This is a genomic window from Pseudoduganella albidiflava, assembly GCF_004322755.1.
GTDB lineage: Bacteria > Pseudomonadota > Gammaproteobacteria > Burkholderiales > Burkholderiaceae_D > Rugamonas > Rugamonas albidiflava.
Map to the genome: position 1 here is coordinate 2,286,477 of NZ_CP036401.1, position 20,296 is coordinate 2,306,772.

The window sequence follows — 20,296 nt, forward strand, 5'->3', positions numbered from 1 at the left end:
GAATGGCTGGCGGTCGCTTACAGCGGCAGCTTGATGAGCTCGTCGACGGCGCCCATCACTTTGTTGCGAACTTGCATCAGCATCGAGAACGAGAGGCTGGCTTCCTGGCTGGCCATCATGGCGCCTACCAGGTCGTCGCTGCGGCCGGCGTCGACATCGGCCATTTTTTCACCCGCAGCCTTGTCGGCCGCGTTCACGCTGGAGACAGCGCTCATCATTGCGTCGGCGAAGCCGCCGGATTGCCCGGCATGGGCGCCGGACTGTGCGTCGAACTGCATGGCCGGCGCAATCGCGCCCGCCTGGCTGGCGAGGTCGGATGCGGCATTGGTGAGTGCCGCCAGGTCCGCCTTGATCATGCCGCCGATATCATTTGCCATCTGCCATCTCCACTTGAATACAACGTTGAACTTCGTCCTACCGCCGGCGGGGCCGGGGGGGGACAGCAGGAATTGCTACACATCATCAATTCTTGCTGCCGACTTGCTTGTGGGTATCGGTCGCCAGCGCTGCAACTTGATACTCACAAAGAAAAACTTCCGATTTTCTCGCTCCGCGTTGGCGGAATTAAAAAGCATGGCCGTTTTAAATGGGTCACTCGGTCGTTATTGGCCAGGAACGTTTAGTTGCGCTGCGTTGTTTCTCATGTAAGAAACTTGAAATCGTGGCAAAACTCGTTAAAAATCATGCACTAAGCATCAACCTGATTAACTGCCGCTAATTGCTGAGTAGCAGCATTAATTGACGCCCGACAGAAAGAAGCTTACCGCGTGGCAACAACACTGTAAAGGCCCATTTCAATCGTGCGCGGTATTGATGCGTGGCAATACGCAACGAATTCGGTTATGCTACGTGCCCTGCACGGACCCTTCGTGGTGTTCGCGCGCATTTGCGCTACGATGTGGCGTGCAGAGGGAAAACAAGACCATGACCACGCTGACCACCACCGCACCGCACCAGGTACTGGATCCGAGCCTGCTGGGCCGCCCGGTTCACCGCCTGCCGCACTTCGCTGCCCAGTTGCGCGACGACCTTGCCGCCGCGCTGCGCCACCCCGCGAGCCGCCGCTACTGGGGCGGCACCGAGGTCGAGCAGGTTGGCTTCTCGCAGTTGACCGGCAGCGAGCCGCGCACGCGCTGGCAGTACTTCGCCGCGGGCAGTGGCGTGATCGCCTTCGCGATCGAACGGCCGCTCCTGCTGGCTGCGCTGGACCAGCGCTACGGTGCGGCCAAGGCCGGCGCGCCCGCACCATCCGCCGACCCCGCACAGGTGCGCGTGACCGCCACGGAAGAACGGCTGAGCGTTGCGTTGGGGCAACAGCTGGCGCATGTGGTGGGTTCGCGCATCGCCGCCAGCCTGCCCGGCGGCCAGCCGCTGGCCGCGCCGCTGCCGCCCGCCGCGCCCGCCGCCGGCGGCCAGCCGGGCAAGGGCACGTGGCTCATCACGATGAATGTGCGCGCCGGGGAACTGGCAGGCAGGGTATGGTTTGCACTGGATAAGCATTTGATATCGGACGTGCTGCATGGCCTGGCGCCGCAGCGTGAAACAGGCCGGGGCGCCGGCGGGCAAGCGCCGAAGCCGGCGGCGCCGCTGGCGCAGCGGCTGCAGGTGACGCTGGCCGGGCAGCTGGTCAGCAAGGAAGTCACGCTGGGCGCGCTGTTCGACCTGCGGATCGGCGACGTGATTCCGGTCAGCCTGGACAGGGCAGACGTGATGCTCGAGGATTCGCGGCTGTACACGGCCGCGGTGACCGAGCACAAGGGAAAACTGTGCCTGACCTCTTTTGAAGACATCGAATGACCATGATGAACGAAAACGGAAACAACGACGCGCTGCTTGACGACACCGAAGAGATGATCATCGAACCGGTGCCCAGCCCGATGGCTGGTGACTTCACCCAGGCGCCGCTCGCACCGCGCCGCGACCTGCCACAAATGATGCGCAAGATCCCCGTGACGCTGACCCTGGAAGTGGGATCGGCGCGCATTTCCCTGCAGGACCTGATGAACATCGGGCCGGACAGCGTGGTGGAACTGGACGCGCTGGCCGGCGAGCCGCTGGTCATCAAGGTGAACGGCACCGCGATCGGGCGCGCCGAAGTGGTGGTGGCGGGCGAGAACTACGGGCTGAAGGTGATCGACCTGGATGGGCTCAATCTCGACATGATGACCTCATGATGCGCGCCGGCGCGCTGGAAACCCGCGCTGCCGGCGCCACACCGGTAACGCCGCGCCGGGCGTTCGCGCCGCGGGCCGCGCTGGTGGCCGGGCTTGCGCTGGTGCTTGCGCTCATCCTGGCGTTCCTGCTGCCCGCGCTGGCCTTCGCCCAGGAGGCGAACACGCCCGACCTGCTGGCCGGCGTGGTGCCCGGCGCGCGCACCGACCTGTCGGTGAAGATGCAGATCCTGGTCGTCATGACCCTGCTGGGCTTGCTGCCCGTGCTGGTCATGATGATGACGAGCTTCACCCGCTTCGTCATCGTGCTGTCGCTGCTGCGTTCGGCGCTGGGCTTGCAGCAGGGCTTGCCGAACCGGATCATCACCGGCATCGCGCTGATCCTGACCCTGCTGGTGATGAAGCCGATCGGCGACCAGGTGTGGCGCGATGCGTTCGTGCCCTACGACCAGGACCGCATCGGCCTGCAGGATGCGCTGCGCATCGCCGAGCAGCCGGTGTCCCGCTTCATGCTGGCCCAGACCAGCAAGGCCGCGCTGCGGCAGATCGCCACGCTGGCCGGCGAACAGAACGTGGCGAACCCCATGCAGCACGGTTTCCCCGTGAAGCTGGCCGCCTTCGTGCTGTCCGAGCTGAAGACGGCGTTCCAGATCGGCTGCATGCTGTTCATTCCGTTCCTGATCATCGACCTGGTGGTGTCGTCGGTGCTGATGGCGATGGGCATGATGATGCTGTCGCCGCTGGTGATCTCGCTGCCGTTCAAGCTGCTGCTGTTCGTGCTGGTGGATGGCTGGACGCTGACGGTGAACACGCTCGTCACCAGCATCCAGGCGTATTAGCTAACCGAAAAGTAAAACTATGCTGACTCCCGACGTGGCCGTCGACCTGGTGGCCGAGGCCCTGCATATCACGATGGTGCTGGTGCTGGTGCTGGTGGTGCCGGGCCTGGCCGCGGGTCTCGTCGTGGCGCTGTTCCAGGCCGCCACGCAGATCAACGAACAGACGCTGTCGTTCCTGCCGAAGCTGCTGATCACGCTGCTGGCCATCATCATCACCGGGCGCTGGATGGCCGGCTACCTGATGGACTACTGCGTGTCGATCTTCACCCGCGCGGCCACGCTGGTCGGCTGACCCGCCAGGATGGAACAGGTCCTCGCCAACCTGCTGCCCCTGCTGAACGCGCTGTGGTGGCCGTTCGTGCGTTCGATGGCGCTGCTGTCGGCCGCCCCGGTGCTGGGCGAGGCGATGGTGCCGGTGATGATCCGGGTGCTCGTCTCGGTGGCGCTTGCCGTGATGATGCTGCCGGTGACGGGCAAGGCGCAGGTCATCGAGGATCCGTTTACGCTGGCGATGGTGGTGGCCACCATCGAACAGGCCATCATCGGCTTCGTGCTGGGACTGGCGTTCTATTTCGCCATGGCCGCGATCGGCGTGCTGGGCTTCGTGGTGTCGTCGCAGGTGGGTTTCTCGATGGCGGTGATGAACGATCCGCTGAACGGCTCGTCGTCGGACGTGATCTCGACGCTGCTGTCGATGCTGTCGATCATCGTGTTCTTCGCCATCGATGGCCACCTTGTCATCATCGGCGTGATCGGGGCCAGCTTCAAGGCCTGGCCGCCGGGCGGCGCTCATTGGCCAGATGCTGGCCCGCTGCTGTTGCAGACCGTGGCCTGGAACGTGGCCTGGGTGTTCTCGGCGGCGATGCTGCTGGCCATCCCGGTGGTGTTCTCGACGGTGGTGGTGCAGATCGGCTTCGGCTTCCTGAACCGCGTGGCGCCGTCGCTGAACCTGTTCTCGCTGGGTTTTTCCGTAATCACGCTGTTCGGCCTGCTGATGCTGGGCCAGCTGGTGCGCTTCATTCCCGACCATTACACGCGCATGACGAGCCAGGTGCTGGCCATGATCCAGCAGCAGATGACGGCGGAGGAGGCCAGGCGCGATGGCCGATAGCGGCGACAAGACCGAGAAGGCGTCACAGCAGAAGCTGAAGAAGGCGCGCGAGGAAGGGCAGGTCACCCGCTCGAAGGACCTGGCGACGGCGATCGGTATCCTGGTCAGCCTGCGCCTGTTCGTATACCTGCTGCCCGATTACCTGGACCACTTCCGCACCATCTTCGCGGCCAGCTTCATCCGCATGGACGACGGCGGCGACGTGCTGATGAACGCGATGTCGGACGTCTTCTACGAATCGAGCATCCTGCTGGTCAAGATGGTGGCGCCGCTGTTCGTGGTGCCCCTGTTCATCGTGCTGTCGTCGATGCTGCCGGGCGGCTGGATGTTCAGCACGAAGAACCTGATGCCGAAGTTCTCCAAGATGAATCCCGTGTCGAACCTGGGCCGGCTGTTCGGCGGCAAGGCCATGTTCGAGCTGGGCGTGTCGATCGTCAAGGTCGGCATCCTGATCGCCGTGCTGGTGCACATGGCGCGCTCCACGCTGAACCAGTACACGCAGCTGCAGGCGCTGCCGATGCAGCGGGCGATGACCGAAGGCGCCGCGCTGATGCTCGATGGCGTGATGTCGATGGTGGTGATCTTCATCCTGTTCGCCGTGATCGACGTGCCGGCGCAGGCGTTCTTCTTCGCCAAGAACCAGCGCATGAGCAAGCAGGACCTGAAGGAAGAGCACAAGAGCAGCGAAGGGCGCCCCGAAGTGAAGGGGCGCATCCGCCAGCTGCAGCGGGCCATGTCGCAGCGCGCCGCGCGCAAGACGGTACCGACCGCCGACGTGGTGATCGTCAACCCGGAACACTATGCGGTCGCCCTGAAGTACGACGACAAGCGCGCCGAGGCGCCGTTCGTGGTCGCCAAGGGCGTCGACGAACTGGCGCAGTACATCCGCCTGATCGCCGAGGAGCACGATATCGAGGTGCTGCGCCTGGCCCCGCTGGCGCGCGCCATCTACAATACGGCCCAGGTCAACCAGCAGATTCCCGTGCCGCTGTACCAGGCGGTATCGCAGGTGCTGCACTACGTGTTCCAGATGAAGGCTTTCCGTACCGGCGGCCGCCAGGCCCGCCCCGACTTCCCCGACCAGATCGTGGTACCAACATCGATGAGTGAGGCTTCGCAGACATGAATTTCCTGAACTCCCTGGTGGCCGAACTGCGCCGCCACAAGTTCGCCACGCCGCTGTTCGTGATGTCCATCCTCGCGATGATCATCCTGCCGCTGCCGCCGATCCTGCTCGACGTGCTGTTCACCTTCAACATCGTGCTGTCGCTGATCGTGATCCTGGTCTCGGTGCAGGCCAAGCGGCCGCTGGACTTCTCGGTGTTCCCCACCGTGATCCTGCTGACCACGATGCTGCGGCTGACGCTGAACGTGGCGTCCACCCGCGTGGTGCTGCTGCATGGCCACGAGGGCACGCATGCCGCCGGCGCGGTGGTCGAAGCATTCGGCAACGTCGTCATCGGCGGCAATTTCGTGGTCGGCCTGGTGGTGTTCGTGATCCTGATGATCATCAACTTCGCCGTCGTCACGAAAGGCGCCGAGCGGATCTCGGAAGTGTCGGCGCGCTTTACCCTCGATGCGCTGCCCGGTAAGCAGATGGCCATCGACGCCGACCTGAACGCGGGCCTGATCAACCAGGAAAAGGCCCAGCTGCGCCGCAAGGAAGTGGCGATGGAAGCCGATTTCTACGGCGCCATGGACGGCGCCTCCAAATTCGTGCGCGGCGATGCGATCGCCTCGATCCTGATCCTCATCATCAACCTCGTCGGCGGCGTGGCGATCGGTTCGATCATGCAGGGCATGGGCTTCGGCGACGCGTTCCGCCAGTATGCGCTGCTGACGATCGGCGACGGCCTGGTGGCGCAGATCCCGGCCCTGCTGCTGTCGGCCGCGGCGGCGATCATCGTTACCCGCGTGTCGGACGCGGGCGACTTCGAGGAGGAAGTCAGCATCCAGCTGCTGGCCAATCCGAGCGTGCTGTACTCTGCCGCCGGCCTGATGGTCATCATGGGCGTCGTGCCCGGCATGCCATGGCTGCCGTTCCTGTCGTTCGCCGGTGCGCTGGCCTATGTGGGCTGGCGCATGCAGCAGCGCGCCGTGGCGCCGCCCGACACCCGGCAGCTGGAAGCCATCGAGGCCGTGCTGCGCGAGGAAAAGACCCCGGAACTGGAGTGGCAAAGCCTGCCGGTGGTGCATCCGCTGCAGGTCATGCTGGGTTATAAACTCGTCGGCCTGGTCGACAAGGCGCATGGCGAGGTACTGACCAAGCGCGTGCGGGGCGTGCGGCAAAGCCTGTCGGAGGCGATGGGCCTGGTGCTGCCGCCGATCGGCGTGCGCGACGACCTGGGCCTGAAGCCGTCGCAGTACTCGGTGGTGCTGGGCGGCGCCGTGATCGCCCAGGCCGAAGTGTTCCCCGACCGGCTGATGGCGATCCCGTCGCCGAACCTGTATGGCCAGATCGATGGCATTCCCGGCGTGGAACCGGCCTACGGCATGCCCGTCGTCTGGATCGAGCCGGGCGACAAGGCGCAGGCGCTGGGGCTGGGCTACCAGGTGGTGGAAGCACCCAGCGCGATCGCCACGCACCTGTCGAAACTGGTCCGCGAATACCTGCCCGAGCTGTTCCGGCACGACGACGTGGCCGCCGTGCTCGAACGCCTCACCGCGCTGGCGCCGAAGCTGGGCTCCGCACTGGACAAGGCGATGACCCACACGCAGCTGCTGCGCGTGTTCCGCGTGCTGCTGGCCGAGAACGTGTCGCTGAAGGATATCGTGCCGATCGCCACCACCCTGCTGGACAGTGCGGAAACCACCAAGGATCCGATCCTGCTGGCGGCCGAGGTGCGCTGCGCGCTGCGGCGCCAGATCGTCGCCGCGCTGTTCGGCCAGCGCAAGGAATTGCTGGCCTTTAACCTGGGCGGGGAACTGGAGAACATGCTGCTGGGTTCGCTGAACCAGGCGCGCCAGTCCGGCAAGGTGGTGCTCGACAATTATCCGATCGATCCGCACCTGCTGGGCCAGCTCCAGGTGAACATGCCGGTCGCGCGCGAGCAGATGAAGCAGCAGGGCACGCCGCCGCTGCTGCTGGTGCTGCCGCAGATCCGGCCGCTGCTGGCCCGCTACGCCCGGCTGTTCGCCCCCGGCCTGCATGTGCTGTCGTATAACGAAATCCCGGAGAACCGCGAAGTGTCGATCATCGGCACGGTCGGGTGATGTTCCTGAAAACGGTGGCGGAGCGGAATGTCTTCGGAAAGCGGTGACAGCGCAGATGCCGTCAAATTAGGTCACCCAAGGGCAGATTCCGGGGTCAGGAAGGAATGCCGGCATGCATGCCGGCATCGTTCCGCAGGCGCGAAGCATGCTTCGCGAAACCCCTTCTACACCCCGCCGGGTCTGACCCCAGCCCTTCGCCGTTGGGGTGAATGCATGCGTTTCCAATATGCCGGATGGCGCATTTGCCCGCACAGGCCTGCGCATCAACGCCCGGCGCCTGATGCGGCGATGAACTGATCGTCCGAACGCTGCGGTTGCGACAGCAGCACCGCCACTTCGGCCATGGCCCGGAACACTGGCGCCGTCAGCGCGGCGAGCTGGTGGCGCTCCGGCTGCGCCAGGCCGGGCGGGGGCAGCGCCCGCATCAGCCGCACGCGCAGGATGCGCACGCCGCACCGGCTGGCGATGTTGCCGATCTCCGGCAGCTGGGCGCGCATGTGCTGCATCGCGCCCGCCTGGGCCGCGCCGATCTCCAGCACCACGCCACCGCCTTCCGCCGGCTCCATCTGCAACACGACCTTGCCCAGCTCGGGCAGGTGCACTTCCAGCCGCAGCGCAATGCGGGGATGCCGTTGCGCCGGGCCGTCTTCTTCATCCGGATCGCGCGTGACGACGCGCAGGACAAGTTTTTCGGCGCCCCAGGCATACACGGCGAAGCGCCAGGCATCGAGTTCCGAGACCAGCTGCTGCGGCAGGCTGCCATCGCGCAGTACCTGCGGCACCCCGTCCGACTGGAACAGGCTGGCCGGTACGTTGCGGCCCCGCGATTGTGCGGCCAGTGCGGCGCGCTGCTGGCCGTAGGTCTGGATCATTGCCATCCACGAGGCGGCCAGGGCCGACGGGTCCGGCGCATGCCAGACCATCTGGCGCGACATGAACAGCTGGTTGGGCTGCATCGACGCGGCTTCGGCAAGCACCGCCTGGGCCACCAGCGTGCGCGCCAGCGCCGCCGGAACCGTAGACCCTTTGCCTTCCATCGCTTCGAGCAGCGCGCCGACGGCACCCGGCAAGTCCACGTCGAACCCGCCCGGCGCGGACCCGCCTGGCGCATGGGCTGGCTCGTCGTGGACCGCATGGGGATTGACGAACAGCGGGGCGGTTGGCGTCTGCGTGGAAGGGGACGCGGATGAGGGCGAAGACGAGGGCGGCGGCGGCATCGGCCGCGCCTGGCCCGGCCGTTCGCGGGCATTCCGGTCTGGAATCGTCAACGCCGCGCCGGCGGGGATTACTCGGTCGATGGCCATTGCAGCAGCTTATCATGGGTGGATAAAAAAAAAGCCAACCGAGTCCGGTTGGCCCTGTGCGGCGCCGCCCCCGTTACCGGGGCCGGCGCAGTCCTGACGATTACTGCAGCAGGGACATGACCAGCGACGACTGGCTGTTCGACTGCTTCAGCATGGCGGTGCCGGCTTGCAGCAGCATCTGGTTCGACGTCATCGAAGCCGATTCGGTGGCGAAGTCGACGTCCATGATGCGGCCGGCGGCGGCCTTGGTGTTGGTCGAGATGTTCGACAGGTTGCTGTTCACGTGGTCCAGGCGGTTCGACACGGCACCGATCTTCGAGCGCAGGGCCGAGACGGAATCGATCGCGGTGGCCAGCTTCGAGATGGTAGCGTTGGCTGCGCCGGTCAGTTCGGTGCCCACGCCGCCAGGTACGGCGTTGTCGGCGCTGAAGCGGGCGGAGACGCTGCCGATACCCGAGTTGGCATCGGTGGCGGTACCCAGTTCGGTGGTGAAGTCGGCATCCAGCTTTTCAGCGGAATCGGCACCGATCTGGAACGAGATCGCTGCATTGAGCTTGCCGCCGGTGGTCTTGAACAGTTCCGTGCCGCCGAACTTGGTGTTGCCGAAGATGTTGGTCAGTTCATCGGCCAGCGAGTCGTACTCGCCCTGCATCGCGGTCTTGTCGGCGGCGGTCGAGGAACCGTCGGCGGCCTGGGTTGCCAGGTCCTTCATGCGGTTCAGGATGTTGGTCGTCTGGTCCAGCGCGCCGTCGGCGGTCTGCAGCATGGAGATCGAGTTCTGCGTGTTGCGCATGGCCACTTGCATGCCGCTGGTTTGCGTCTTCAGGCGGGTAGCGATCTGCAGGCCAGCAGCGTCGTCCATGGCAGAGTTGATGCGGTAGCCGGTCGACAGGCGCGTCATCGACGTCGACAGGGTCGACTGGGTACGGGACAGCGAGTTCTGTGCGGACAGGGCGGCGTTGTTGGTGTGAAGGCTCAGCATGATGATTACTCCGTGCGGTTTGTTGTCTGGGGCAGTTTCCTGCGTACTCATGAATACAAGACGACCGTTTTGCCAGTCACATTAAATTCCACGTGGAAATTTTTTAGATTTTTTTTTTCCGCTCGCCATGACTGTGCGCGATCGCTCCTGAGGCTGCGCCGACGATGCCGGAAATGCAAAAAGCCAACCGGACCGGTTGGCTTTCTTGCATGCGCTGGCCGACCTTGGTGGCCGGCCAGCGTGTCTCGGGCGATTACTGCAGCAGGGACATGACCAGCGACGACTGGCTGTTCGACTGCTTCAGCATGGCGGTGCCGGCTTGCAGCAGCATCTGGTTCGACGTCATCGAAGCCGATTCGGTAGCGAAGTCGACGTCCATGATGCGGCCGGCGGCGGCCTTGGTGTTGGTCGAGATGTTCGACAGGTTGCTGTTCACGTGGTCCAGGCGGTTCGACACGGCACCGATCTTGGAGCGCAGGGCCGAGACGGAATCGATCGCGGTGGCCAGCTTCGAGATGGTAGCGTTGGCTGCGCCGGTCAGTTCGGTGCCCACGCCGCCAGGTACGGCGTTGTCGGCGCTGAAGCGGGCGGAGACGCTGCCGATACCCGAGTTGGCATCGGTGGCGGTACCCAGTTCGGTGGTGAAGTCGGCATCCAGCTTTTCAGCGGAATCGGCACCGATCTGGAACGAGATCGCTGCATTGAGCTTGCCGCCGGTGGTCTTGAACAGTTCCGTGCCGCCGAACTTGGTGTTGCTGAAGATGTTGGTCAGTTCATCGGCCAGCGAGTCGTATTCGCCCTGCATCGCGGTCTTGTCGGCGGCGGTCGAGGAACCGTCGGCGGCCTGGGTTGCCAGGTCCTTCATGCGGTTCAGGATGTTGGTCGTCTGGTCCAGTGCGCCGTCGGCGGTCTGCAGCATGGAGATCGAGTTCTGCGTGTTGCGCATGGCCACTTGCATGCCGCTGGTTTGCGTCTTCAGGCGGGTAGCGATCTGCAGGCCAGCAGCGTCGTCCATGGCAGAGTTGATGCGGTAGCCGGTCGACAGGCGCGTCATCGACGTCGACAGGGTCGACTGGGTACGGGACAGCGAGTTCTGTGCGGACAGGGCGGCGTTGTTGGTGTGAAGGCTCAGCATGATGATTACTCCGTGCGGTTTGTTGTCTGGGGCAGTTTCCTGCGTACTCATGAATACAAGACGACCGTTTTGCCAGTCACATTAAATTCCACGTGGAAATTTTTGAGATTTTTTTTCGGGCCGCTCGCCATGACTGTGCGCGATCGCTCCCGAGGCTGCGCCGGCGATGCCGGAAATGCAAAAAGCCAACCGTTTCCAGTTGGCTTTTCGTGTTGGACCGCCATGCGAATGGCGGTCCGGGGAAGTGCGAAACTACTGTACAGAATTACTGCAGCAGGGACATGACCAGCGAGGACTGGCTGTTCGACTGCTTCAGCATGGCGGTGCCGGCTTGCAGCAGCATCTGGTTCGACGTCATCGAAGCCGATTCGGTGGCGAAGTCGACGTCCATGATGCGGCCGGCGGCGGCCTTGGTGTTGGTCGAGATGTTCGACAGGTTGCTGTTCACGTGGTCCAGGCGGTTCGACACGGCACCGATCTTCGAGCGCAGGGCGGAAACCGAGTCGATCGCGGTGGCCAGCTTGGCGATCGTGGCGTTGGCTGCGCCGGTCAGTTCCGCGCCAACGGCACCAGGTGCGACGTTGTCGGCGCTGAAACGGGCGGAAACGCTGGTGATACCCGTGGTGCCGTCCGTCGCGGTACCCAGTTCGGTGGTGAAGTCGGCGTCCAGCTTTTCAGCGGAATCGGCACCGATCTGGAACGAGATCGCTGCATTGAGCTTGCCGCCGGTGGTCTTGAACAGTTCCGTGCCGCCGAACTTGGTGTTGCTGAAGATGTTGGTCAGTTCATCGGCCAGCGAGTCATATTCGCCCTGCATCGCGGTCTTGTCGGCGGTGGTCGACGAAGCATCGGCGGCCTGGGTTGCCAGGTCCTTCATGCGGTTCAGGATGTTGGTCGTCTGGTCCAGCGCGCCGTCGGCGGTCTGCAGCATGGAGATCGAGTTCTGCGTGTTGCGCATGGCGACTTGCATGCCGCTGGTCTGCGTCTTCAGGCGGGTGGCGATCTGCAGGCCGGCAGCGTCGTCCATTGCCGAGTTGATACGGTAGCCGGTCGACAGGCGGGTCATCGACGTCGACAGGGTCGACTGGGTACGGGACAGCGAGTTTTGTGCGGACAGGGCAGCGTTGTTGGTGTGAAGGCTCAGCATTTCAGTAACTCCGGTTGGGTTGGTTTGTCAGAGCACTTCTCTGCGCTCTCATGAGTACAAGACGACCGTTCCCGCCCCGGCATTAAGTGCCGCATGGAAATTCTTTGAAATTTTTTTCGCGATGTGAAAACGCCAACGCCGGGGATCGCCCGGCGTCGTGATGACAATAAGGATGAAAACCAGGATGAAGATGAGGATAAAGATGAGGATAAAGATGAGGATGAATAGGCGATGGGCGCCACTGGCGCCCGTGCATTACATGTTCGGGTAGTTCGGCCCGCCGCCGCCTTCCGGCGTGACCCACACGATGTTCTGCGTGGGATCCTTGATGTCGCACGTCTTGCAGTGCACGCAGTTCTGGGCGTTGATCTGCAGGCGGTCGGTACCCTCGTCGGTCTTCACGTACTCGTACACGCCGGCAGGGCAGTAGCGCTGTTCCGGGCCGGCATACTTGGCCAGGTTCACGTCGACCGGCACCGACGGGTTCTTCAGCGTCAGGTGGATCGGCTGGTCTTCGGCGTGGTTCGTGTTCGAGATGAACACGGACGACAGCTTGTCGAACGTCAGCTTGCCGTCCGGCTTCGGATACACGATCGGCCGGTAGTTTGCCGCCGGCTTCAGGCAGGCGTGGTCCGGTTCGCTGTGGCGCAGCGTCCAGGGCGCCTTGCCGCGGAAGACGATCTGGTCGATGCCGGTCATGATGGTACCGAACACCAGCCCCTTGTTCAGGTATTGCTTGACGTTGCGCGCCACATGCAATTCCTCGTGCAGCCATGACTGCTCGAACGCTGCCGGGTAGGCCGACAGCTCGTCGTGCTGGCGGTTCGCCGCCAGCGCATCGACCAGCGCCTCGGCGGCCAGCATGCCGGACTTGATCGCCGCATGGCTGCCCTTGATGCGGCTCATGTTCAGGAAGCCGGCATCGCAACCGAGCAGGCAGCCTCCCGGGAATACCAGCTTCGGCAGCGACTGCAGGCCGCCGGACGTGATGGCGCGCGCACCATACGATATGCGCTTGCCGCCTTCGAAGTAGCCGCGGATCGCCGGGTGCGTTTTATAACGCTGGAATTCCTCGTACGGCGAGATGTACGGATTGGTATAGTTCAGGCCGACCACGTAGCCGACCACGACCTGGTTGTTCTCCGCGTGGTACAGGAACGAGCCGCCATACACGTCGTGCGCCAGCGGCCAGCCGGAGGTGTGGATGACGAGGCCCGGCTGGTGTTTCGCGGGATCGATTTCCCACAGCTCCTTGATGCCGATGCCGTAGGCCTGGGGATCCTTGCCCTTGTTCAGGTCGTACTTGGCCATCAGCGTCTTGCCCAGGTGGCCGCGCGAGCCTTCGGCGAACAGCGTGTACTTGCCATGCAGTTCCATGCCGAGCTGGAAATCGGGGCCGGGTTCGCCATCGCGCTTGACGCCCATGTTCCCGGTGGCGACACCCTTGACGGAACCGTCTTCGTTGTACAGCACTTCGGCGGCAGGGAAGCCGGGGAAGATTTCCACGCCCAGGCTTTCGGCCTGCTGGCCCAGCCAGCGCACCACGTTGCCGAGCGAGATCACGTAGTTGCCATGGTTTTCCAGGCATTTCGGGATCATGAAATTCGGCGTCTTGTAGGCCTTAGTTTCGGTCAGGAACAGCACCCGGTCCTCGGTCACGGGGGTGTTCAGCGGTGCGCCCTTGTCCTTCCAGTCGGGAATCAGCTCGGTCAGCGCGCGCGGATCCATCACGGCGCCGGACAGGATATGCGCGCCCAGTTCGCCGCCTTTTTCCAGCACGACCACCGAGATTTCCTGGCCCTTTTCCTGGGCCAGCTGCTTGATGCGGATCGCCGCGGACAGGCCGGCCGGGCCGCCGCCAACGATCACCACGTCGTATTCCATTGCTTCGCGCGGGCCGTACTGTTCAACGAGATTCGTCATAAGTTTTATAAGGTATGTGAAAAACGGGAAAAATTAGCACGAGTGTGCTCTTTTTCCGCCGTAAATGCAACGGCATTGTAGTAGATGTTCCCGTCTAATTTGGCTAATTGTGTAAGATACGAAACACAAGCGGAGCACTGGCAGGAGCGCAAGCGGGAGCACTGGCAGGAGCGCAAGCGGGAACACAAGCGGGAGCACAAACGGAGCACCAGCCGGAACGAAGCCGCGACCCATGCGGCAACCGGGTGTGGGACAGGGCTGCGATGACCAAGCCGCATCGCGGGCGTATCAAAACAAGGAGCAAGCCGTGGGTATCGAAGTCAATTTTGAAGGCAAGATCGCGCTCGTGACGGGAGCGTCCAGCGGCCTGGGGGCACGCTTCGCGAAGGTGCTGGCCAATGCCGGCGCGCAGGTGGTGCTGGCCTCGCGGCGGGTCGAGCGCCTGAAGGAATTGCGTGCCGAGATCGAGGCCGATGGCGGCGCGGCCCACGTGGTGGCGCTGGACGTGACGGACTACGCCAGCATCAAGTCGGCCATCGCCCATGCGGAAACGGAGGCGGGGCCGATCGATATCCTCGTCAACAATTCCGGTGTGTCGACCACCCAGCGGCTGGTCGACGTCACGCCGGAAGACTACAACTTCGTGATGGACACCAACCTGCGCGGCGCCTTCTTCGTGGCGCAGGAAGCGGCCAAGCGGATGATCGCGCGCGCCAAGGGCGACCCGAAGAAACAGCACCGCATCATCAACATCGCCTCGGTGGCCGGCCAGCGCGTGCTGCCGCAGATCGGCGTGTATTGCATGAGCAAGGCCGGCGTGATCCACATGACCAAGGCGATGGCAGTGGAGTGGGGCCGCCACGGCATCAACACCAATGCCATCTGCCCGGGCTACATCTCCACCGAGATCAACGAGGATTATTTCGCCAGCGAGCAGGGGCGGCGCCTGATCGAAATGCTGCCCCGCAAGCGGCCGGGCAAGCCGGAAGACCTCGATGGCCTGCTGTTGCTGCTGGCCGGCGAGGACGCCCACTTCATCAACGGCGCGGTGATTTCGGCCGACGACGGGATGACCGCGCAGTAAAGGGCGCCATACCCTGATGCCGCCTGGACAAACCCACCCCAGGTGCAAATTCCGGGGTCAGACCCGACGGGGTGAAGCAGGGGTTTCGCGAAGCATGCTTCGCGCCTGCGGAACGGTGCTGGCATGCAGGCCAGCATTCCTTCCTGACCCCAGCCCTTCGCTGTTGGGGTGAATGCATGCGCTTCCAACGTATCGGGTAACGCTTAACTTAGCGGCATTAGGATCAGACCCCGGCCATCAATTCCACGACCCAGTCGATGAAGACGCGCACCTTCCTGCTCAGGTGCCGGTTCGGCGGCCAGGCGATCCACAGCGGCATCGGATCGATGTGCCACTCCGGGAACAGCGGCTGCAGGGTGCCGGCCGCCACGTGCGGCCGCGCCATGTAATCCGGTAGCCACAGGATGCCCAGGCCGGCCAGCCCAGCGGCGAGATAGGCATTGCCGTCATCGGTGCGCAGCACGTAGCGGCCGTGCACGCTGGCGCTTTCGCCGCCGCGCCGCATCGCATACGGCAGCCCGTTGCCGGACCAGCGGAACGCCACGATACGGTGCGGGTCCTCGCCCAGCTCCGCGGGATGCGCCGGCGTGCCGGCACGCGCCAGATACGCGGGCGCCGCATACACACCCAGCCTCAGGTCGGCCACGCGCCGCGCCGCCAGCGAGCCATCGGCCAGTTCGCCGCCACGGATCACGCAATCGACGTTCTCGCCGATGATGTCCACCTTGCGGTCGCTGGCGCCCAGGTCGAGCACGATGTCCGGGTAGCGTGCATGAAAGCCGGGCAGGGCGGGCACCACCACCAGCGCCGCCAGTGGGCTGGGCATGTCGACCCGCAGCTCGCCGCGAGGTGCGGTGGCGGCGCCGGGCAGGCCGGTTTCCAGATCGTCGAGATCGGCAAGGATGCCGACTGCCCGCTCATAGAATGCCGCGCCGTCCGGCGTGGTGTTGACGCGCCGGGTGGTGCGGTTCAGCAGGCGCACGCGCAGCCGCGCTTCCAGTTGCTGCACCAGTTGCGTGACCGTCGCGCGGCTCATGTTCAGGGTTTCCGCGGCGCGCGTGAAGCTGCCCGCCTCGACGACGCGTACGAAGGCCTTCATTGCATCGAAACGGTCCATGGTCCTCCCTGTATTGTTTGGATTATACAAACAGTGATGGACGCACTGCGCTGTTTATCGGCACCGCGCGCGCCGCTACAGTGGCGGCTTGTCCCGATCCGGGATGCTCAAAGGAGATGACGATGACGAGTACGATGAACAAGCGCGACGTGGTATTCCCGGCCGGCCGCCAGGCCCTGTATGAAAAGAACCGCTATTCGCCGGCCGTGCGGTCGGGTGGTTTCCTGTTCGTGTCCGGCCAGGTCGGCAGCCGGGAAGACGGCTCGCCGGAACCGGAACTCGATGCGCAGGTGCGGCGCGCCTTCGCCAACCTGAACGCGGTGCTGGCCGCCGCCGGCTGCTCGTTCGACGACGTGGCCGACGTGACCCTGTTCATCGTCGAACCGCAAGCGCGTTTCGAGCGGATCTGGGACGTGGCGCGCGAGTTCTGGGGGCAGGCGCCGTACCCGACGGTGACGGCGGTCGGCGTCACGTGGCTGTACGGATTCGACTTCGAGATCAAGGTGATTGCACGCTTGCCGGACTGACGCGCAGGAAGGGAAACGCGTTTCCGCGGCAAGGGGCGCGACGCGTCAACGCAGGAAGGGAGCGACGCGTCAGCGCAGGAATGTGGAGACGCGTCAGCGCAGGAATGTTGAGACGCGTTACCGCGTCATGCCCACTAGCTTATGCACCAGCTCCGACGAGGTGGCGGCGCCGAACTTGCGCATCAGCTTCGCGCGGTGCATTTCCACGGTGCGCGGCGACAGGTCGGTTTCGCGCGCGATCATCTTGCTGGTCTTGCCTTCGACGAGGAAGGCGGCGATCTCCCGTTCGCGCGGCGTCAGCTCGGCCGATACCGGGCGCTTCTCGGAAACGTCTTCGAAGGTCCACACGCCGGCGCCGAGCGGGTCGGCGCAGTTCAGCGCGCGGCCCGTCACGTGGCACCAGAACAGCTCGCCGTTGGCGCGCCGCATGATGCGTTCATCCGAATAGCGCCCGCGCGCATTCATGATCGGGATGATGCGGTGCCCGGTGCGCAGGAATTCATCCATCGTGGGATACAGCACGCAGAACGACTGGCCGTCCAGCGTGCCGTGCGGGTAGCCGAACATCTGGGTCAGCGCGTCGTTGCTGGACTGGATCACGCGGTTGACGGAGATGCACATGCCCACCGGCGCGAACCGGAAGATGGTTTCATAATCGATCTCGTAGGGTGCATTCATCGCGCTGTCTCGACTGGCTTTCTCGGCTTGCTATCCGGATGATTTTCTTGTGTGAAGCCGCTAACGATACGGCCGTATTTCTACTGTATTGTACTTTCCATACGGGTAACCTATTCTGTAACGCCACGTAGGCGGAGCCATTCCGCCTAGCTTAACAAAAATGGAAGGGGGCACAATGAATAAAGTATATCCGGACGCGCCGTCCGCCCTGGCCGGCGTCGTGCAGGATGGGCAGACCATCGCCGTCGGCGGCTTTGGCCTGTGCGGCATTCCCGAAGCGCTGATCCTCGCCTTGCGCGATTCCGGCGTCAAGGGGCTGACGGCCATCTCGAACAATGCCGGCGTCGATGGCTTCGGTCTTGGCCAGCTGCTCGAAACGCGCCAGATCAAGAAGATGATCGCTTCCTATGTGGGTGAAAACAAGGAGTTCGCGCGCCAGTACCTGGCCGGCGAACTGGAACTGGAATTCACGCCGCAGGGCACGCTGGCCGAGAAGCTGCGCGCCGGCGGCGCCGGCATTCCGGCCTTCTTCACCAAGACCGGTGTCGGCACGATCGTCGCCGAAGGCAAGGAAATCCGCGAATTCGACGGCGAACAGTACGTGATGGAACGCAGCCTGGTGGCGGACGTGGCGCTGGTCAAGGCATGGAAGGCCGACAAGGCGGGCAACCTCGTGTTCCGCAAGACGGCCCGCAACTTCAACCCGAACGTGGCGGCTTCCGGCAAGGTCACCATCGTCGAAGTGGAAGAGCTGGTGGAAGTGGGCGAGATCGATCCGGACGCCGTGCATACGCCCGGCATCTTCGTGCACCGCATCGTGCACAACCCGAATCCGGAAAAACGCATCGAACAGCGCACCGTGCGCGCCGCCTGAGGAGAAGAACATGGCATGGACTCGTGATCAAATGGCCGCGCGCGCGGCGAAGGAGCTGCAGGACGGCTTCTATGTCAACCTGGGCATCGGCCTGCCCACCCTGGTGGCGAACTACGTACCTTCCGATATCGAGGTGTTCCTGCAATCGGAGAACGGCCTGCTCGGCATCGGCCCGTTCCCCACGGACGATGAAGTGGATGCGGACCTGATCAACGCCGGCAAGCAGACCGTGACGGCCTTGCCCGGCTCGGCCTATTTCAGCTCGGCCGATTCGTTCGGCATGATCCGCGGCGGCAAGATCAATCTCGCCATCCTGGGCGCCATGCAGGTGTCGGAGAAGGGCGACCTGGCGAACTGGATGATCCCCGGGAAGATGGTGAAGGGCATGGGCGGCGCGATGGACCTGGTGGCCGGCGTGAAGAAGGTGGTGGTGCTGATGGAGCACGTGGCCACCGCGAAGGATGGCACCACGTCGCACAAGCTGCTGAAGCAGTGCGACCTGCCGCTGACCGGCGTGGGCGTGGTCGACGTCGTCATCACCGACCTCGGCGTGATGGAAGTCACGGATACCGGCCTGAAGGTGATCGAACTGGCGCCGGAGGTGACGAAGGAGCAGATCGCCGCCGCCACCGGCGTGGAGCTGGACTTCTCGGCCTTGTAAGCGCCGCGCCGCAAACGAAAAAGGCACGCCGCGGCGTGCCTTTTTCATCTTACTGCTTCATGTTGCTGGTTCACACCGCGTTCATCAGGCCGACTTTGCTACCGGCATGTCCTCACCGTGCTTGGTCTCTTCCAGCGGCTCGTGCGGGGTGGACGGGTTGGCCAGTTCGCGCTTCATGGTATCCATGTTCAGCTCGCCTTCCCACTTGGCCACCACAAGGGCAGCGACACCGTTGCCGACGAAGTTCGTCAGGGCGCGGGCTTCGCTCATGAAGCGGTCGATGCCCAGGATCAGCGCCATGCCGGCCACCGGGATGGTCGGTACCACCGCCAGGGTCGCGGCCAGCGTGATGAAGCCGGCGCCGGTGATGCCCGATGCGCCTTTCGAGGTCAGCATCGCCACACCGAGGATGGTCAGTTCCTGCATCAGCGTCAGCTCGGTGTTGGTGGCCTGGGCCACGAACAGGGCCGCCATCGTCATGTAGATGTTGGTGCCGTCCAGGTTGAACGAGTAGCCGGTCGGAACCACCAGGCCGACGACAGGCTTCGAGGCGCCCAGCTTTTCCAGCTTCTTCATCAGCGACGGCAGCGCGCTTTCCGACGAGCTGGTGCCCAGCACGATCAGCAGTTCTTCCTTGATGTAGGCGATGAAGCGGCCGATCGAGAAGCCGGTGAACTTGGCGATGGCGCCCAGCACGATGAACACGAACAGGAAGCAGGTCAGGTAGAACGAGCCCATCAGCTTGGCCAGCGGCAGCAGCGAATCGATGCCGTATTTGCCGATGGTGAACGCCATGGCGCCGAACGCGCCGATCGGGGCGACCTTCATGATGATGTTGACCATGCCGAAGACCACGGCGCCCGCCTCGTCGATGATGTTGAGCAGCGGCTTGCCGCGTTCGCCCAGCAGCGACAGGGCGAAGCCGAACAGCACCGAGATCAGCAGCACCTGCAGGATGTCACCCTTGGCGAACGCGTCGACCACGGTGTTCGGGATGATGTGCAGCAGGAAGTCCGTGGTGGTCTGGTGCGAAGCCTTCTCGGTGTACTGCGCGATGGCCTTGGTGTCCAGCGTGGCCGGATCGGCATTGAAGCCGTCGCCGGGGCGGACGATGTTGGCGACGAACAGGCCGATCACGAGGGCAAAGGTCGAGACGACCTCGAAGTAGAGCAGGGCCTTGCCGCCGACGCGGCCGATCTTCTTGACGTCCTGCATGCCGGCGATGCCGGACACGATGGTGCAGAAGATCACCGGCGCGATGATCATCTTGATCAGCTTGATGAAGCCATCGCCCAGCGGTTTCATCGCCACGGCGTCGGTCGGCAGGTAGATGCCGAGCAGCACGCCGACGAAGATGGCGAACAGCACCTGGACGTACAGGATTTTATAGAACGGTTTTTTCATGATTGGAGTCTCCATTGGCTTCCCAGTGCTCCCATCATGGCAAACCATCTCAGATATCACCATTGTGATTATCCGCATTGTGGTTTCCCCTATCAGGGGTAACCACAATGCGGTTACTACGTACTT

General features: G+C 63.9%; 20 protein-coding genes. 11 read left to right on the forward strand and 9 right to left on the reverse strand.

What is annotated here, in order from left to right; all coding sequences use genetic code 11:
• Window positions 1-17: 17 nt before the first annotated feature.
• Window positions 18-377, reverse strand: coding sequence for a flagellar hook-basal body complex protein FliE (gene fliE, locus EYF70_RS09645; RefSeq protein ID WP_131145208.1), 360 nt, complete (start codon window positions 375-377; stop codon window positions 18-20).
• A 547-nt stretch (window positions 378-924) separates the two neighbouring features.
• On the opposite strand from fliE, the gene EYF70_RS09650 reads away from it, so the two are divergent.
• Genes EYF70_RS09650 through EYF70_RS09680 form a run of 7 tightly spaced genes read left to right on the forward strand, consistent with a single transcriptional unit; the run spans window position 925 to window position 7,334 of the window.
• The gene (locus tag EYF70_RS09650) at window positions 925-1,797 is read left to right on the forward strand and encodes a FliM/FliN family flagellar motor switch protein (RefSeq protein ID WP_131145209.1); all 873 of its coding nucleotides are present in this window, start codon (window positions 925-927) and stop codon (window positions 1,795-1,797) included.
• Window positions 1,798-1,799: 2 nt separating this feature from the next.
• Window positions 1,800-2,174: a FliM/FliN family flagellar motor switch protein gene (locus EYF70_RS09655; protein ID WP_131149000.1), complete on the forward strand. Its 375-nt coding sequence runs from the start codon at window positions 1,800-1,802 to the stop codon at window positions 2,172-2,174.
• Window positions 2,171-3,010, forward strand: a complete 840-nt coding sequence (gene fliP, locus EYF70_RS09660; RefSeq protein WP_229420787.1) for a flagellar type III secretion system pore protein FliP — start codon at window positions 2,171-2,173, stop codon at window positions 3,008-3,010. The genes EYF70_RS09655 and fliP overlap by 4 nt, the downstream gene beginning before the upstream one ends.
• A 19-nt stretch (window positions 3,011-3,029) precedes the next feature.
• Window positions 3,030-3,302, forward strand: a complete 273-nt coding sequence (fliQ, locus tag EYF70_RS09665; protein ID WP_131145210.1) for a flagellar biosynthesis protein FliQ — start codon at window positions 3,030-3,032, stop codon at window positions 3,300-3,302.
• Between the two features lie 9 nt (window positions 3,303-3,311).
• Window positions 3,312-4,121 carry a flagellar biosynthetic protein FliR gene (locus tag EYF70_RS09670; RefSeq protein ID WP_131145211.1) on the forward strand — a complete coding sequence of 270 codons (810 nt, stop codon included), beginning with the start codon at window positions 3,312-3,314 and terminating at the stop codon, window positions 4,119-4,121.
• Window positions 4,111-5,247, forward strand: coding sequence for an EscU/YscU/HrcU family type III secretion system export apparatus switch protein (locus EYF70_RS09675; RefSeq protein ID WP_131145212.1), 1,137 nt, complete (start codon window positions 4,111-4,113; stop codon window positions 5,245-5,247). The genes EYF70_RS09670 and EYF70_RS09675 overlap by 11 nt, the downstream gene beginning before the upstream one ends.
• Window positions 5,244-7,334, forward strand: a complete 2,091-nt coding sequence (locus EYF70_RS09680) for a flagellar biosynthesis protein FlhA (RefSeq protein WP_131145213.1) — start codon at window positions 5,244-5,246, stop codon at window positions 7,332-7,334. The genes EYF70_RS09675 and EYF70_RS09680 overlap by 4 nt, the downstream gene beginning before the upstream one ends.
• A 263-nt stretch (window positions 7,335-7,597) precedes the next feature.
• Here EYF70_RS09680 and EYF70_RS09685 read toward each other — a convergent pair whose 3' ends face one another.
• The 5 genes from EYF70_RS09685 to EYF70_RS09705 form a co-directional block, all read right to left on the reverse strand.
• Window positions 7,598-8,638, reverse strand: a complete 1,041-nt coding sequence (locus EYF70_RS09685; protein WP_131145214.1) for a hypothetical protein — start codon at window positions 8,636-8,638, stop codon at window positions 7,598-7,600.
• A gap of 100 nt (window positions 8,639-8,738) precedes the next feature.
• Complete coding sequence (locus EYF70_RS09690) at window positions 8,739-9,620, reverse strand: flagellin N-terminal helical domain-containing protein (protein ID WP_131145215.1); 882 nt, start codon at window positions 9,618-9,620, stop codon at window positions 8,739-8,741.
• A 253-nt stretch (window positions 9,621-9,873) separates the two neighbouring features.
• Entirely contained in the window at window positions 9,874-10,755 is an 882-nt protein-coding gene (locus tag EYF70_RS09695; protein WP_131145216.1) for a flagellin N-terminal helical domain-containing protein, read from the reverse strand.
• A gap of 265 nt (window positions 10,756-11,020) precedes the next feature.
• Window positions 11,021-11,902, reverse strand: a complete 882-nt coding sequence (locus EYF70_RS09700) for a flagellin N-terminal helical domain-containing protein (protein ID WP_131145217.1) — start codon at window positions 11,900-11,902, stop codon at window positions 11,021-11,023.
• Between the two features lie 255 nt (window positions 11,903-12,157).
• Window positions 12,158-13,786, reverse strand: coding sequence for an electron transfer flavoprotein-ubiquinone oxidoreductase (locus EYF70_RS09705; protein ID WP_131149002.1), 1,629 nt, complete (start codon window positions 13,784-13,786; stop codon window positions 12,158-12,160).
• Window positions 13,787-14,132: 346 nt separating this feature from the next.
• On the opposite strand from EYF70_RS09705, the gene EYF70_RS09710 reads away from it, so the two are divergent.
• A complete protein-coding gene (locus tag EYF70_RS09710) occupies window positions 14,133-14,909 on the forward strand; it encodes an SDR family oxidoreductase (RefSeq protein ID WP_131145218.1) in 777 nt (258 codons plus the stop codon).
• A gap of 223 nt (window positions 14,910-15,132) precedes the next feature.
• Here the strand turns inward: EYF70_RS09710 and EYF70_RS09715 are convergent, their stop codons facing one another.
• Window positions 15,133-16,026 carry a LysR family transcriptional regulator gene (locus EYF70_RS09715; protein WP_131145219.1) on the reverse strand — a complete coding sequence of 298 codons (894 nt, stop codon included), beginning with the start codon at window positions 16,024-16,026 and terminating at the stop codon, window positions 15,133-15,135.
• A gap of 134 nt (window positions 16,027-16,160) precedes the next feature.
• Between EYF70_RS09715 and EYF70_RS09720 the strand changes: the two genes are divergently transcribed.
• Entirely contained in the window at window positions 16,161-16,553 is a 393-nt protein-coding gene (locus EYF70_RS09720; RefSeq protein WP_131149003.1) for a RidA family protein, read from the forward strand.
• A 117-nt stretch (window positions 16,554-16,670) separates the two neighbouring features.
• Here the strand turns inward: EYF70_RS09720 and EYF70_RS09725 are convergent, their stop codons facing one another.
• Window positions 16,671-17,231: a PAS and helix-turn-helix domain-containing protein gene (locus tag EYF70_RS09725; protein WP_131145220.1), complete on the reverse strand. Its 561-nt coding sequence runs from the start codon at window positions 17,229-17,231 to the stop codon at window positions 16,671-16,673.
• A 175-nt stretch (window positions 17,232-17,406) separates the two neighbouring features.
• On the opposite strand from EYF70_RS09725, the gene EYF70_RS09730 reads away from it, so the two are divergent.
• Both EYF70_RS09730 and EYF70_RS09735 read left to right on the forward strand, forming a co-directional pair.
• Window positions 17,407-18,105: a CoA transferase subunit A gene (locus tag EYF70_RS09730; RefSeq protein WP_131145221.1), complete on the forward strand. Its 699-nt coding sequence runs from the start codon at window positions 17,407-17,409 to the stop codon at window positions 18,103-18,105.
• Between the two features lie 10 nt (window positions 18,106-18,115).
• Window positions 18,116-18,766 (forward strand): 3-oxoacid CoA-transferase subunit B, encoded by a 651-nt coding sequence (locus tag EYF70_RS09735; protein ID WP_131145222.1) that lies wholly within the window; start codon window positions 18,116-18,118, stop codon window positions 18,764-18,766.
• 84 nt (window positions 18,767-18,850) lie between these two features.
• On the opposite strand, the gene EYF70_RS09740 is transcribed toward EYF70_RS09735, so the two are convergent.
• Entirely contained in the window at window positions 18,851-20,170 is a 1,320-nt protein-coding gene (locus tag EYF70_RS09740) for a dicarboxylate/amino acid:cation symporter (RefSeq protein ID WP_131145223.1), read from the reverse strand.
• Window positions 20,171-20,296: the final 126 nt, after the last annotated feature.

Coding starts and splice junctions, on each gene's coding strand:
- fliE (WP_131145208.1), bottom strand. CDS start 377: ATGGCAAATGATATCGGCGGCATGATCAAGGCGGACCTGGCGGCACTC.
- EYF70_RS09650 (WP_131145209.1), top strand. CDS start 925: ATGACCACGCTGACCACCACCGCACCGCACCAGGTACTGGATCCGAGC.
- EYF70_RS09655 (WP_131149000.1), top strand. CDS start 1,800: ATGATGAACGAAAACGGAAACAACGACGCGCTGCTTGACGACACCGAA.
- fliP (WP_229420787.1), top strand. CDS start 2,171: ATGATGCGCGCCGGCGCGCTGGAAACCCGCGCTGCCGGCGCCACACCG.
- fliQ (WP_131145210.1), top strand. CDS start 3,030: ATGCTGACTCCCGACGTGGCCGTCGACCTGGTGGCCGAGGCCCTGCAT.
- EYF70_RS09670 (WP_131145211.1), top strand. CDS start 3,312: ATGGAACAGGTCCTCGCCAACCTGCTGCCCCTGCTGAACGCGCTGTGG.
- EYF70_RS09675 (WP_131145212.1), top strand. CDS start 4,111: ATGGCCGATAGCGGCGACAAGACCGAGAAGGCGTCACAGCAGAAGCTG.
- EYF70_RS09680 (WP_131145213.1), top strand. CDS start 5,244: ATGAATTTCCTGAACTCCCTGGTGGCCGAACTGCGCCGCCACAAGTTC.
- EYF70_RS09685 (WP_131145214.1), bottom strand. CDS start 8,638: ATGGCCATCGACCGAGTAATCCCCGCCGGCGCGGCGTTGACGATTCCA.
- EYF70_RS09690 (WP_131145215.1), bottom strand. CDS start 9,620: ATGCTGAGCCTTCACACCAACAACGCCGCCCTGTCCGCACAGAACTCG.
- EYF70_RS09695 (WP_131145216.1), bottom strand. CDS start 10,755: ATGCTGAGCCTTCACACCAACAACGCCGCCCTGTCCGCACAGAACTCG.
- EYF70_RS09700 (WP_131145217.1), bottom strand. CDS start 11,902: ATGCTGAGCCTTCACACCAACAACGCTGCCCTGTCCGCACAAAACTCG.
- EYF70_RS09705 (WP_131149002.1), bottom strand. CDS start 13,786: ATGGAATACGACGTGGTGATCGTTGGCGGCGGCCCGGCCGGCCTGTCC.
- EYF70_RS09715 (WP_131145219.1), bottom strand. CDS start 16,026: ATGGACCGTTTCGATGCAATGAAGGCCTTCGTACGCGTCGTCGAGGCG.
- EYF70_RS09720 (WP_131149003.1), top strand. CDS start 16,161: ATGAACAAGCGCGACGTGGTATTCCCGGCCGGCCGCCAGGCCCTGTAT.
- EYF70_RS09725 (WP_131145220.1), bottom strand. CDS start 17,231: ATGAATGCACCCTACGAGATCGATTATGAAACCATCTTCCGGTTCGCG.
- EYF70_RS09730 (WP_131145221.1), top strand. CDS start 17,407: ATGAATAAAGTATATCCGGACGCGCCGTCCGCCCTGGCCGGCGTCGTG.
- EYF70_RS09735 (WP_131145222.1), top strand. CDS start 18,116: ATGGCATGGACTCGTGATCAAATGGCCGCGCGCGCGGCGAAGGAGCTG.
- EYF70_RS09740 (WP_131145223.1), bottom strand. CDS start 20,170: ATGAAAAAACCGTTCTATAAAATCCTGTACGTCCAGGTGCTGTTCGCC.